The organism is Streptomyces antnestii, from assembly GCF_004005495.1.
Lineage (GTDB): Bacteria > Actinomycetota > Actinomycetes > Streptomycetales > Streptomycetaceae > Streptomyces > Streptomyces antnestii.
This window is the reverse complement of record NZ_RZYA01000010.1, coordinates 16,892-28,993: the sequence shown is the minus strand read 5'-3', so window position 1 is coordinate 28,993 and position 12,102 is coordinate 16,892. Positions and strand designations below refer to the sequence as shown.

Sequence of the window (12,102 nt, the reverse complement as noted above, 5' to 3'; positions counted from 1 at the left end):
CATGGCAGCCACGTTGCCGGTCAAGATTTCCTTTTCGCTGCCGGACGGCTGGGTGGCGGCACCGCCGGACGAGGTCGGCGCGCCGAACGTCGCGTTCGTCGCGCTCCACCCGGCCTCCGTCGACGGCGGATTCACAGCGAACATCACCATTTCCGGTGAGATGCGCAACGACGGCGCCACCATCTCGCAGATCGCCGACGAATCGATCCCGCGGCTTGAGCAGGGCGGGCCCGTGCGCGTCCTCAAGAAGACCGAGATCGGTACGCCGGACCTCCCCGGGCTCACGGATTCTCCGGGAATCGTGCAGAACGTCGTCCTCTCCACGACGCTGCGAGGGGAGCCCATCGAGCTGTGCCAGAGCCAGGTGTTCCTCGGCATGGAGGACGTACGGAACCCCGCTCAGCGCGCGGTGATCGAAATCGTCCTCACCGCGACGCGGGACCAACTCGGCGAAGTCATCGAGGACTACAAGAAATTCCTGCGTACGGTGCAGCAGGCCGATGACTCCGCTGCCGGGGCCAACTAGCCGTCGATACACGTGAAAAGCCCCTTGTCCCGGCGCATTCTTGATCCGGGCCAAGGGGCTTCTTTGATTCTTCTCAGGCGGATGTCCACGCCTGCGCGGGAATCCGGTCCATCACGTCGCACAGGTAGTTCAACTGGTCCTCGATCGCCTGCTGCGACAGATAACCGGTGTACCACGTGAAGAGTTCATCGTCGCGTACGCGAAGGGGTCTCCTCGCTGCACGCGGATCCGAGAGGAGAAAGGCCCTCACGTCGTCGGTGAGCACGTTCCGGACGAAACCTTCATCATCCGTGGCAACTCGGAACTTCTCATCGAATTCCGGTACGCCGAGCAGTGTCCTGGGCCTTCGGCCCATCAACCTGTCCAGCTTGTTCGGTCGCCCCACCTGCATGAATGGTCCCGAGCCGGGCGCAGCGATGAGGAACATTGACTCGTGCGTAAGCTTTTTGCTCCCGGTCTGAGTCGTGCTCGACATGGGATTCACGTAGCGGTACTCGAAGCATTTGAAGGAGCGGCCGCGGAACTCCCCTGTGATGTGGTGCCACGCGGTCAGGTTCGATCCCTTGCCCGGCATCGGGCCCACGCCGCAATACTGGGTGGCCCGTCCGGGCGCCTGCCGCTCATAGGTCCAGCCACGCGAGGCGGCGACCCCTTCGAGTTCCGCCCACTCTTTCTGGATCTGATCGCCCGCTCGGTTAAGGCGCAGGATCCCCCGGATCGCGAGCACGACCAATCCCGAAATAAGTACGTACACGAGGCCCTTCAACAGGATCCCACTCAGCTGTTCCATGGGCCGGATTATTGCCGACGTCGTGTGCTCCTGTGAACCGAGGCCGACGTCGTGACCGCCAACCCGTGATGACGCGAGTGAAGATCGTTTGCCGTTGGGGCGAAGAGTCGGTGAAGTGGTCCGATTTGCCCTAGTTTAAAGGAAGTGTGCCAAGTGGGTGTCTCCTATGCGCCATATGCTGGGCGCGCCGACGGGGCGGCCAGCCCTTCCGGCTGTCTGTGACCAGCTGCCGACGACCACCGGAATGGACTCCACCCCATGATCAAGTCCCGCCTCTCCGCCGCAACGTGGGCCCTGTCGGTCGTAGCTGCAGGTGCGATGCTTGTCGGCTGCTCGGCGTCGGTGAGCGCGGGGAAGTCCGACCCGGAGCTGTCCAAGGCCAAGCTGGCCGACACGGTCGCCGAGAAGCTCGCCGCCACCACGGGCCAGCCGAAGCCGGACGTCACCTGCCCCGAGGACCTCGTGGGCAAGGTCGGCAACACCGGCCGCTGCACGCTCACGGCGAGCGACGGCAGCACGCTCGGCGTGACGGTCAAGGTTTCCTCGGTCCAGGGAAGCAACATCAACTTCGGCATCAAGGCCGACGAGAAGCCCACCCCGGCCGCCAGCTGACCCTTTCGGCTGCACCGCGCCTCCCGACAGGCGAAATCAGACTGATTGTTCGGCAGGTCCCCATGTGACCACTCTTCCCTTCCGTAACGAAGGTGAAGATTTCATGGGGGCCTGTTCACCGTGTATCCCCTGAGGTCCCGTACACCTAAAGTGCCCCAGCCGCCCTGGCCTTCTGGAAGGGGCGCAAGATGGGAAGTTTGCCCCCGAAAGCCCGGTGAGAGCGGCACGTTTCGTAACTGACTTAGCACATAGCTCAGTTGGTTCGGTTGTTCGCGGTAGCTAGAGTGGTAAAGGCGCGATGAGGGACCCTCGCGCCACCGCGCTGCGGGTGGCGGGGGCTGATGGACTTACGGGGAACGGGGAAGGGGACACGTCGTGCTTCCTGCTGACATGGGTATGGGCGGTGTCTCCGCGGCGACGGCCGCCGACCTGAAGGTCGGCGCGGGTGTCCTCAAGTCCTTCAAGCAGCGCGTCGACAAGCTGCTCACCGAGTTCGAAGGCTCGGACGGCTCGTCGTCCAAGGTGGGCAACCAGGTCATCCAGCCGACCTCGTTGCGGGGCGCGGGGACGTCGTTCCCCGAAGCCGACGGCCTGTACCAGCAGTACAACGTCGTACACGAGCGCCTCACCTCCCTGTCGAAGACGCTCAGCCTGCAGATCGAGGCGATGGGTATCGCCGCGCATGGCGCCGAGGTCGGCTACGACAAGCTCGAGGACGAGCAGCGACGTCGCTTCTGGGCCATCCAGGCCAAGATCCAGCACGACGAGCAGGCCGCGGAGCGCGAGAAGGCCGGCAAGCCCGCGCCGCCGCGCAACGACAAGAAGCACGCGGGTGGGGGGTTCGGGCTGTGACCGGCAAAGACAACTCGGCCAAGGGCGACTCGGCCAAGGACGACTACGAAAAGCTGACGGGCCAGCAGCAGAGCGATCTGCAGGTCGGCGTGACCGACATGACCAACCGGATGTCCGAGGTCATGCACGACGCGTTCGGCTTCGGCAGGCTCCGCGTCCCCGGTCAGAAGACGAACTTCGAGGACCACGAGCTCAACGACATGCTCGACATCGTCGAGCACACGAACCCCGCCGATCTGGAGAGCGCCGGCGAGGCCCTCTGGAAGGCGCAGAAGGCGATCTCCGACGCCGCGACTGAACTCCGCGGTCACCTGAAGGCCGCGGAGGACGACTGGCAGGGCGAGGCGGGCAAGGCGTTCCAGATCTGGGGAACCGGCCTGGCCGGCCACGCCGACGACCTGGCGGAGTACGCGAAGGCCGCCGGCGTGCAGATCACCTCCGCCGGGACGGGCCTGGCGTCGGTACGCAGCGCGATGCCGCCGCGCGACACCCGGATGGTCCGGACGTCGGTGAAGGACATCCCTGTCGTCGCCCGCATCGACACGAACCACGATTACGTGGCGGCCACGAAGGTCGAGGGCCATCGCCAAGAGGCGATCAACCAGATGAACAGGCTGTCGTCCTTCTACGTGGTCTCCGAACAGTCCCTGAAGGGCCTGAAACCACCCACGTTCGAGGCGATGCCGAATGTGGGGGTGCCGAAGCCCACTGGCGGCAGCTGGAGCAGCGTTCCGACCGGCCGTGAGTCAGGAACGTTCCAACATCATGCGCCGCCCACCGACCACACGACAGTGCAGCCTCACCCGACCGATGTCCGGCACGCGAACGTCGGCCTGGATCCGATCAAGTACATCCCTGACTCGACCGGCCACCCGGTCCGAGACATCGGAACGGCGATCGACAGCGTCGAGACGCTTCCTCAGCACACGCCGACCTCCGTGACCAACACCACCACCCCGACGACGCCGACAACCGGCCCGCAGGGACTCCCACTTCCTCCCTATGTCCAGGGCGGTCCCAACCCCCTGGCCAAGGGGCAGGTCGGACGTCCCTTTGGTCCGAACGGTATGCCGAGGACTCAAGCGAGCGCACAGGGGCGAGCCGGAACGGGACCTGTCACGGCCCGAGGACTGGGCCAGACCGGAACGAACCCGATGGGCCGCCCCAGCGCGACCGGCCAGGCCGGCGTCAAGGGCGGAATGCCCGGAGGCCGGCCGACCGCCATGGGACACGGAGTCACCGGCGGAACCGCCAAGCCCGCAGGAACGCCGTCCGGGCGCCAAGGCATGGGGCCGAGGGGTACAGGCCGTGGTGACAGTGGCGTCATAGGCGGAAAGCCCACCACGACGGGTGCGTCCGCGAAGCCGGGCTCCAAGGTGCCGAAGGGCACGGTCATCGGGGGCGAGGGCGCTACCGGTTCAGGGACTTCCAGGGGCGGTATCAGCCAGCGAGGAGTCATGGGGGCGCCGAGCGCGACGAACAGTGCCGCCAGGAACCAGATGCCGGGGCGCGGTTCCCTCGGCGGCTCCGACGGTGTGACCGGCACTCCCGCAGGACGTAATCCCGGCTCCCGCGCAGGCAGGAACGGCTTCACCGCCGGCGGGTCCGGCCTCGTACGAGGGTCCGAAGTTAACCGGAGTGCTGACCAGGAGACGGGCGACGGTGTGCAGCGGCCCGACCACCTGGTCGAGGACGAGCAGACCCATGTCCCCAAGAAGCCGCAGCGCGATGTGCCGCCGGTGATCGACTAAGCACGAGCGAGGACGTAGAGAGCATGAATTCAGGGACCAACCGTCGTGGCAGATGGGCGACGCCGCTCGGGGGACGCGCAGGGAAGGTTGCGTCCGGCGCGGCGGCGATGCTCGGTGCTCTTGCCGTTCTGTCCACGGGTATGGCTCCCAGCGCAGTCGCCGACGATGTCCGGCCGCAGCAGTGGTACTTGGACAAGATGCTGGCCGACAGGCTCTGGAAGGTGAGCACCGGTAAGGGCATCAAGGTCGCGGTCGTCGACAGTGGCGTCAACCCTTCCACGCCGTCCTTGAGGGGGAAGGTGCTGGAGAACGACGTCCCCGCCGCAGCGGCGTACGGAGCGACCAAGGACTACGGCGGTCACGGCACGAGCATGGCGGAACTCATCGCGGGCTCCGGGGCCGGTGGCGGTCTGCAAGGCCTCGCACCCGGGGCTCGGATCATTCCGGTGCGCGTCAAGCTCGACCAGCTCAAGGACAAGGCCGAGCGCAAGAAGACCGCTTCGATTCCACAGGGGATCAGGGCTGCCGCAGACTCGGACGCACAGATCATCAGCATGTCGTTCGGTGCCGAGTACCCGAATGCCGAAGAGACGAGTGCGATCGAGTACGCGGCGAAGAAGGGCAAGCTGATGTTTGCCGCGGTCGGGAACTCCGGAGACAAGGACAATTTTATCGGCTTCCCGGCGGCGCTTCCCGAAGTCGTCGGTGTCGGCGCCTCTGATGAGACCGGCACGGTCGGCAAGTTCTCCCAGTCCGGCGACTACATCGATCTCGCCGCCCCCGGCGTGAACGTGCCCACCTGGTGCGACGCGACCTTCCAGCAGTACTGCCCGGGTAAGGGCACGAGCCAGGCCACCGCCATCGCCTCGGCCTCCGCCGCCCTCATCTGGTCCGCGCACCCCAAGTGGACCGCCAGCCAGGTACTCCGGGTCATGATCGACACCGCCGCCCGCGACTGGCCGAAGAACAAGCCGAGCAAGTACCTCGGCTACGGGCTGATCAGGCCCGCCCAGAACCTGATCGCCGGCAGGGGGAACCCCGGGGCTCCCGACGTCGATCCGATCACCAACGAGAAGACGTCAGTTGCCGGTTCCCCCACCGGCGACAGCCCCTCCGCTTCCGTACCAGCCTCGTCACAGCCCGCGAAATCCACTTCAGGCGGCGAGACCGCGGCGGCAGGATCGACTTCGAAGTCTTCTTCGAACGGCAACGACCAGTTGTGGCTCGCCCTCGGAGTCGCGGCCGCGGTCGTGGTCATCGGGGGCGGGGCGTTCGCGGTGGTGCGGGCTCGACGCTCCGGCTGAGTCCGGTTCATCGTCCAGCGCCCGTCGAGCGGGGGACCAGTTCCTTACCCCGGCCCCGTCGGGAATCCGGAAAGTTCCATCAGTAATTCACGAGAGGAAGGCCGAACATGGCACAGGGTCAGCGGCTCTCAGATTCCGAGATGGTTGCGCTCGAGCGCAAGATCGCGGACAAGTTCGACAACATCAAGTCGACGGTGCACCGACTTCAGGGAACGATCGACAGCCTGGAAGGTAACTGGAAGGGCATCGGCGCCAACGCCTTCAACACGAAGCAGCACGAGATCAACACGTCGCTGAAGAACATCGGCGGCATCCTCGTGAAGTTCCTCGACGCGATGAGCGGCACCCGGAAGATCAAGGACGACTCCGAGGACCAGGTGCTCCAGGCGGTCAAGAAGATCGACGTGTACGACGGCGCCCCGAAGTCCACGCTCAGCGGCTACTAAACACCCGCGTTCTCGCGCGTCAATAGTCAGCGAATCCACGGGAGATGGAGAAGTAGATCATGGGTATGAACCACGACGAGATGGTCGTCAAGTACGGCTCTCTCGACACGGCGGCCACCGAGATCGGAAACATGGCCAAGCAGCTCGACTCCGACCTGGAGGAGATCAAGCAACTGGTCGCCGGCACGGTCGCCTACTGGGAAGGCGAGGCGCAGAACGCCTACGGTCGCGAGCAGCAGAGGTGGGACAAGGAAGCCCGCGACATCCACAACGCCCTTCAGCAGATCGGCCACGTGGTGCACCAGGCCGGCGGTGACTACATGGGTGGCGACAAGAAGGCCGCCAGCTTCTTCCTCTAAAGGGACAGCACAGAACGCGGGGTGGGCGCGCGCGGGAGGCGCCCACCCCGTTGTCATGCCGGTGCGCAACAAGCGCTTCATGGAAACGGAAGAACGCAATGAGCTTCGGACCACCACCATCACCTTTCACACAGTCGACGCGTGTGGCAGAAGAGCGTCGCAGCCGACGCGTGAAGGTGTGGGGTTCCGCTGTTCTGGCCCTGGTGGCGGTGGTCTGCGTGGGCGGTTGGTTTCTGATTGCCGGGTTGCCGGGGAGCGGCGGGTCGGGAACGGAGAACAAAGCAGCAGCTGTTCAGCAGGCGCCCGATGACATCCGGGAGACCGTAGAGAAGCGTCCACGTGGCGCAGCAGGTCATCTGGTGGCGTCGGTGCAGGACCGTGGCGTCAAGCCGAATCAGAACCAGGAGACGCCTGGAACCTGGGCGACGGACAAGGTGCTGGTCAAGGGCAACGACGACGTCCTGCAAGCAGCCGAGACCGGTTCGGGTCACGCGGCGTGGAGACGTAACCTCTCCGGATCCATCTGTGCCTGGACGAAGCACGTGACGGTCGATGGCCGTACAGCCATCGCCTTCAAGGACAAAAAGAAGGACGGTGGCTGCAATCGGCTCGCGCTGTTTGATCTGGATTCGGGAAGGAAGGTTTGGCAGGTAGTAATTCCGTGGAAAGATTCCGGCTTTGGTGAGCTCCCGAATGTGACGATGACCCGTGGCGTTGTGGAATCTTCTTGGAAAACCGGATCTGCTGGCTATGACATGAATTCAGGGAAGCGTCTCTGGGAGCGAAAGGCGACCGCCAAATGTCGCGAAGGTGGTTTTTCCGGGGGCAAGACGCTGCTGCTTCGAATGGATTGCACGACATCGATCTATGAGCCGACGCGCAAAGTTATCGCCAAAATCGATCCGCGCACAGGTGCGGAAAAGTGGCGCTACAACGTTGCGAAGAAGATTGCTCTCACGTTTATTGTCTCTTCCGAACCGCCTGTCCTGGCTGTCGCAGCCGGTGAGGACAGTATTTCTGACCTCATCTCACTTGACGAGAGAGGGAAGTACAGGGCAACCGTCCGTTTGGACGGTGGCCATTACGAAGTAGATTGTGACGATGCTGTCGTTTATTCGGCCGTCGACGACTGCAGCGACATCGCTGTCGGCGACGGTCAAGTTTTCATCAACAGTAGCGAAGAGGTCGGCGGGTCCAATCACCAGACGAACCGCATCGTTTCCTTCGATCTAGGAACCGGGAAGCCTGTAGTGAAGTTCGAGGCGGGTCCGGACCAGATGATTTATCCCATCCGGATGAGCGGTGACCGGCTTCTCGCGTTCAGGCGCGGCACTGACAACTACGCGCCATTCTCGCTGGTGAGCCTCGATCCGAGTACCGGAAACGAGACGGTCTACTTCTACTTCACTGTTCTCAGCCAGGCCATGGATCTGACGTACACGAAATTCAGTGACGTAGTAGTTGAGGACGGGCGCATCTTCTTCGGTAGCAACATGGTGCGCGGAGAAGTGATCAAGGGACAGCCTGTGCCTGAATGGCTGGCCTTCGGCGTGGGCAGCGCGGGTTGATGAACGAGATGACCAACGGGGGCCGTACTGGCCCCCACACCCCCATGACCCGTCTCGACAGTCGTGCAGTCCACGCCGTCACTGTCCCCGAGACCCGCTACATCGCCCGCAGTCCCGACCGCGCCGTGCTTCTGGGTGTGCCTCTGCCCGGAGCGGACCCGCAACGCTTCGTGGTCGAGGCCTCGCCGTCCACGACGCCGTCAGCCGAGAGGTCTTCGCCAGTGACAGGCAACCGGGTGTTCGTCACGGTCGACAACCGGCTGTACGCGCTGCCGGTCTTCTGAAGTGAATCTCGCTCGACCGGCCCGCCGCCCCTACTCGCCCGCCGCATCCTCCAGGTCGAACTCCCCGTCCCGAGCCCCCAGCACGAACGCCGTCCACTCCGCCTCCGTGTAGCGCAGCACCGTCTCCGGTTCCATCGATGACCGCATGGCCACGGCGCCGGCCGGCAGGTAGGCGATTTCGACGCGTTCCTCGTGGGTCTCGGTGCCGGGGGCGCTGTGCCAGGTGGCGTCGGAGATGTCGAGGGCGTAAAGCTCGTTCTTCTCCCGCTCCTTGCGTGCCGCGACGTCCTCGGGGGACTCCCCGGCCGCGTTGGTTCCCGCATTCTGCTCGGCGTCCTGCGCTGCCTCGGCCATGATCCGGGGCCCCTTCCCGCTCTGCGTACCTGACGTGCGGCAAGCCTACTTGGGGCAGCCGGGGGTGCGCGGCGCGTCGCGCGACTTGCACCCCCCGGTGCACCCGGTGCACCCCGGTACACCCAGAAGTACCCGGCGTCAGCCGCAGCCCACGTCCTTCATCGCCGCCGGAAGATACGCCTTCAGGAGGGCGCGGAGCGCGTCACGTCGCTTGGGTACGTCATCGGTCGCCTGCTGCTTCAGCTCGATGTTCGCGACGAATTGTTGACGCTTCCCGCCGTATACGCACGCGTCCACGGCCAGCGCTCCGCGGTCCGCGACGCGCGCGGCCCGGCCGATGTCCGCGGCGGCCGGGTGGCCCAGAGCTCGCATGTCCCGCTCGTTCACCGCGATGACATCAGTACCGGCCGGAACCACGTCGCCGGAGAAGTACACGACGAGGTTCCTGTCGACCTTCAGCTGGCAACGGGGCTGCGTGGGACCGAAGTCGTAATCCCGTTCGGTGAGTTTGTTGCCGTCGGGGAGGAGTGGGGACAGCAGGCTGGACTTCACAGGGACTCCGCACACGGCCTTGGGCACCGCGTAGTCCTTCCCGGACGAACCCGTGCACGCCGCGGCCGTGGACATCGCCAGGGCCGCGACGGCGACGGCTCGCAACGGTGTGGACAGCACCCTCCGCACCCTCCGCCTCACTGATCGCCCGCCAGTCCTCGCGCCCGCGCGTTGCCGTCGAAGGCAGCCGCGTTGATCTCGTTGGTCAAGGTGTAGGAGTTGTTCTCGGTCTGGCCGGGGTTGGCCTCGGCCCAGATCTTCGCCAGGGACTCCAGCTGGCCCTCACGGCCGGTGAAGGTCTTGCCGTTCTGCTGGTGGTTCTCGTCGTCGATGCGGCCCTGCTCGTCCTGCTGCCACTGGTAGGTCAGCGCGTCGACGCCACGCTGCGCGGCGTCGCCGACCACCGGGATGAAGTTCACCGCGCCACCGATGCCGTGGTAGGCCCACTTCGCCTTCCAGGACGGGTCTTCCTTGTCGGTGTCGAGCGCCTGGTAGCGCGCCTCCTCCAGGAAGCCGACCGTCGCGCCGGCCCGCTGCAGTGTCTCCTTGGGATCGCTCGGGTGATCGGTGTTGATGTCGTGGACGATCTCGCGGTTGAGCCCGTCGTTCAGCAGCCCGTACGAGTCCTGGTCGCGGGAGATCTGCTTGGTCACTTCGAGGAGCTGGTGCCGGTCGAGCTGGCGGGGGTCGTCGGGGTGGTCCGCCTGGGAACTCATCGTGTTGTGCGTCTCGTCCCCGTAGTTCACCAGGGCCTTCGCCATGTCGTCGCGCATCTCGCGCGGGAAGTCGTCCCCGGTCTCGGAGAGATACTTGAGCGACCGGTCCAGGGCCTGGCGGTTCTCCGGGGTGTGCTCGACGTACGTGGCGTTGGGGTCGTTCGGGTTCATGCCGCTGGTGGCCGCCAGGAGCGCCTTGCCGGTCGCGTCCCGCGACTGGTTCCCGTCCCCGTCGTCGAGCGGGGTGTCGTCGAACGGGTGGCGTTCCTTCAGCACCCACTCCGCGTTGTCCTGCGGATGCGTCTCGTTGAAGAACGCGGTCGCGGCGTCCGGGCTGTTGGAGAGGCCGGTCATGAAGCCCGTCATCGGGTCACGGCCGAAGTCGTCACCGATGAAGTTCATCTTCGGCATCGGCGGTCCGCCGGCCCCCTGCCAGTAGTGGTCGGGGAGCTTCATCTTCTTCTCGGTCTCGACCAGCGCGTTGCCGTACCTGTTCATGAAATCGTCGTTGTAGTTGCCGGTCCGCATGAGGTTGCTCATCAGCTGGAACCCGTAGACGTTGCTGCCCCGCGTCTGGACCGTCTTCCCGCCGAGGTCGATCATGCTGTCCTTCCAGGACCGCATGTCGGCCGAGTCGGACTGCGTCGCGCCGGCGAGCGTCATGCCGAGGTTCTTCTGGAAGTCGCCGAGCTGGTCGTGGCGGGCCCGCTGCAGAGAGCCGCCGTCCGAGGGGTCGGAGAGGTCGGCCCAGAAGTCGAGGGTGCCCTTGGGGCCGAGCGTCTTGGCGAACTCCTCCTGGAACAGCGGGTCGTCCTTGTAATGGGCCAGAGAGGCGTTGAGCCGGTCGAACTCCTCGGGGGACATGTCGTCCCCCTTGTTCTTCATCAGGTTGGCCAGGTCATCGGCCTCCTTGATGGCCTTCGCGGCCGCGTCCCGGTCGCCGTAGTCGGCCCCGGAGAAGCCGTACGTGGCCTGGTCAACGATGAGATTGAGCGCTCTGGCGGCCGTGTTGTCGCTCTCCGTGGCGCCGCCCAGGATCCGCTGCACCTCGTCGCGCAGGTCTGTCTCGTCCTGCACGGTGTGCTCGGGCAGCGTCGTGCCCTTGCCGGCGCGGTCGGGATGGATGTTCATCGTGACGGTGAACCCGCCGTTGCCGGTGTCCACCACCGTGAGGTTCTTCTTCATCCCGCGGTCGATCGCGTCGTTCAGCTGCTGCCGGTAGTCGATCAGCTCGCTGCGGGTGTCGCCGAGGATCTTGGCGATCGAGTTGGCCTGCGTGTGCGCGTCGGCGAACTCTCCCGCCGTCTTGTCCACGAACTCGCGCGACACCGTGGCGTTCGCGCCGTGCCAGTTCGCCCGGTCGGCCTTGACCTTGAGATCACGCTCGGCGTCGTCCTGGAGGGACTTGAGGTTGACGACCATCTCCTCCCAGTCGCCGACGGCTTCGCCAAGCGCCGCGAAGTTGCCGTAACGCAGTGCGTCGAGGTCCATCGGTCAGTTCCCCCGCTTCTCGTCGAAGCCCTTGTCCAGGGTGGAGATACTGCTGATGACGCCGTAGATGTGCTCCTCGTCGCCCTTGTGCGCGCCCTTGGTGTAGTCGAGGTGGTTCGAGATGTGGGCGCAGGCGTCGAGGAGGGACTGCACCTGGTCCACCCACCGCACGGCCACATGGTCCAGGGCCTTGCCGATGGCGAACTCCGCCTTGAGCCCGCCGGCGGCGTTCATCGAGGAGATCCGCGCGTGGTCGCTCTCGCGGTCCATACGGGTGCGCAGCCGGTAGGCCGCGTCGCCGATGGCCGCCAGGTCGGGGAAGTCGACCGTCAGGTCGCCCTGGGTGTTCTCACCGCCACCGCCGCCGCCCGGATCGGCAAGCTGGTTCAACTGCATCTTGGCGTCCCCCCTCTGCTGGGCGTTCGCCTTGAGCTGCTCCCACTCGTCCCAGGCCATCGACTGACACCTTCCCCGTGTCGCGGACGTGCTCCCGTGCT

Annotated in this window: 14 protein-coding genes; 9 read left to right on the top strand and 5 right to left on the bottom strand. The window is 65.4% G+C overall.

Annotated features, from left to right (window positions below):
• The first annotated feature begins 1 nt into the window (after position 1).
• Entirely contained in the window at positions 2–526 is a 525-nt protein-coding gene (locus EOT10_RS21240; RefSeq protein WP_189491895.1) for a hypothetical protein, read from the top strand.
• A 73-nt stretch (positions 527–599) separates the two neighbouring features.
• Here EOT10_RS21240 and EOT10_RS21235 read toward each other — a convergent pair whose 3' ends face one another.
• Positions 600–1,316: a hypothetical protein gene (locus EOT10_RS21235; RefSeq protein WP_127829861.1), complete on the bottom strand. Its 717-nt coding sequence runs from the start codon at positions 1,314–1,316 to the stop codon at positions 600–602.
• Positions 1,317–1,574: 258 nt separating this feature from the next.
• On the opposite strand from EOT10_RS21235, the gene EOT10_RS21230 reads away from it, so the two are divergent.
• From EOT10_RS21230 to EOT10_RS21195, 8 genes are all read left to right on the top strand, one after another.
• Complete coding sequence (locus tag EOT10_RS21230; protein WP_127829860.1) at positions 1,575–1,928, top strand: DUF4333 domain-containing protein; 354 nt, start codon at positions 1,575–1,577, stop codon at positions 1,926–1,928.
• A 375-nt stretch (positions 1,929–2,303) separates the two neighbouring features.
• On the top strand, positions 2,304–2,780 hold the full coding sequence (locus tag EOT10_RS21225; protein WP_223281125.1) for a DUF2563 family protein: 477 nt from the start codon (positions 2,304–2,306) through the stop codon (positions 2,778–2,780).
• Positions 2,777–4,531 (top strand): WXG100 family type VII secretion target, encoded by a 1,755-nt coding sequence (locus tag EOT10_RS21220; protein ID WP_127829859.1) that lies wholly within the window; start codon positions 2,777–2,779, stop codon positions 4,529–4,531. Before EOT10_RS21225 ends, EOT10_RS21220 begins: the two co-directional genes overlap by 4 nt.
• A 140-nt stretch (positions 4,532–4,671) precedes the next feature.
• Complete coding sequence (locus tag EOT10_RS21215; protein ID WP_223281124.1) at positions 4,672–5,835, top strand: S8 family serine peptidase; 1,164 nt, start codon at positions 4,672–4,674, stop codon at positions 5,833–5,835.
• 140 nt (positions 5,836–5,975) lie between these two features.
• Positions 5,976–6,281: a WXG100 family type VII secretion target gene (locus EOT10_RS21210; protein ID WP_317617357.1), complete on the top strand. Its 306-nt coding sequence runs from the start codon at positions 5,976–5,978 to the stop codon at positions 6,279–6,281.
• 59 nt (positions 6,282–6,340) lie between these two features.
• Entirely contained in the window at positions 6,341–6,640 is a 300-nt protein-coding gene (locus EOT10_RS21205; RefSeq protein WP_127829856.1) for a WXG100 family type VII secretion target, read from the top strand.
• A gap of 143 nt (positions 6,641–6,783) precedes the next feature.
• Positions 6,784–8,208, top strand: a complete 1,425-nt coding sequence (locus tag EOT10_RS21200; RefSeq protein ID WP_189491893.1) for an outer membrane protein assembly factor BamB family protein — start codon at positions 6,784–6,786, stop codon at positions 8,206–8,208.
• 44 nt (positions 8,209–8,252) lie between these two features.
• Positions 8,253–8,492, top strand: a complete 240-nt coding sequence (locus tag EOT10_RS21195) for a hypothetical protein (RefSeq protein WP_127829854.1) — start codon at positions 8,253–8,255, stop codon at positions 8,490–8,492.
• Positions 8,493–8,522: 30 nt separating this feature from the next.
• Here EOT10_RS21195 and EOT10_RS21190 read toward each other — a convergent pair whose 3' ends face one another.
• The 4 genes from EOT10_RS21190 to EOT10_RS21175 all read right to left on the bottom strand — a co-directional run bounded on the left by EOT10_RS21190 (position 8,523) and on the right by EOT10_RS21175 (position 12,061).
• The gene (locus tag EOT10_RS21190) at positions 8,523–8,846 is read right to left on the bottom strand and encodes a DUF397 domain-containing protein (RefSeq protein WP_127829853.1); all 324 of its coding nucleotides are present in this window, start codon (positions 8,844–8,846) and stop codon (positions 8,523–8,525) included.
• A 138-nt stretch (positions 8,847–8,984) separates the two neighbouring features.
• Complete coding sequence (locus EOT10_RS21185) at positions 8,985–9,518, bottom strand: hypothetical protein (protein WP_223281123.1); 534 nt, start codon at positions 9,516–9,518, stop codon at positions 8,985–8,987.
• Positions 9,519–9,535: 17 nt separating this feature from the next.
• Positions 9,536–11,605, bottom strand: coding sequence for a hypothetical protein (locus tag EOT10_RS21180; RefSeq protein WP_127829852.1), 2,070 nt, complete (start codon positions 11,603–11,605; stop codon positions 9,536–9,538).
• 3 nt (positions 11,606–11,608) lie between these two features.
• On the bottom strand, positions 11,609–12,061 hold the full coding sequence (locus EOT10_RS21175) for a hypothetical protein (protein ID WP_127829851.1): 453 nt from the start codon (positions 12,059–12,061) through the stop codon (positions 11,609–11,611).
• Positions 12,062–12,102: the final 41 nt, after the last annotated feature.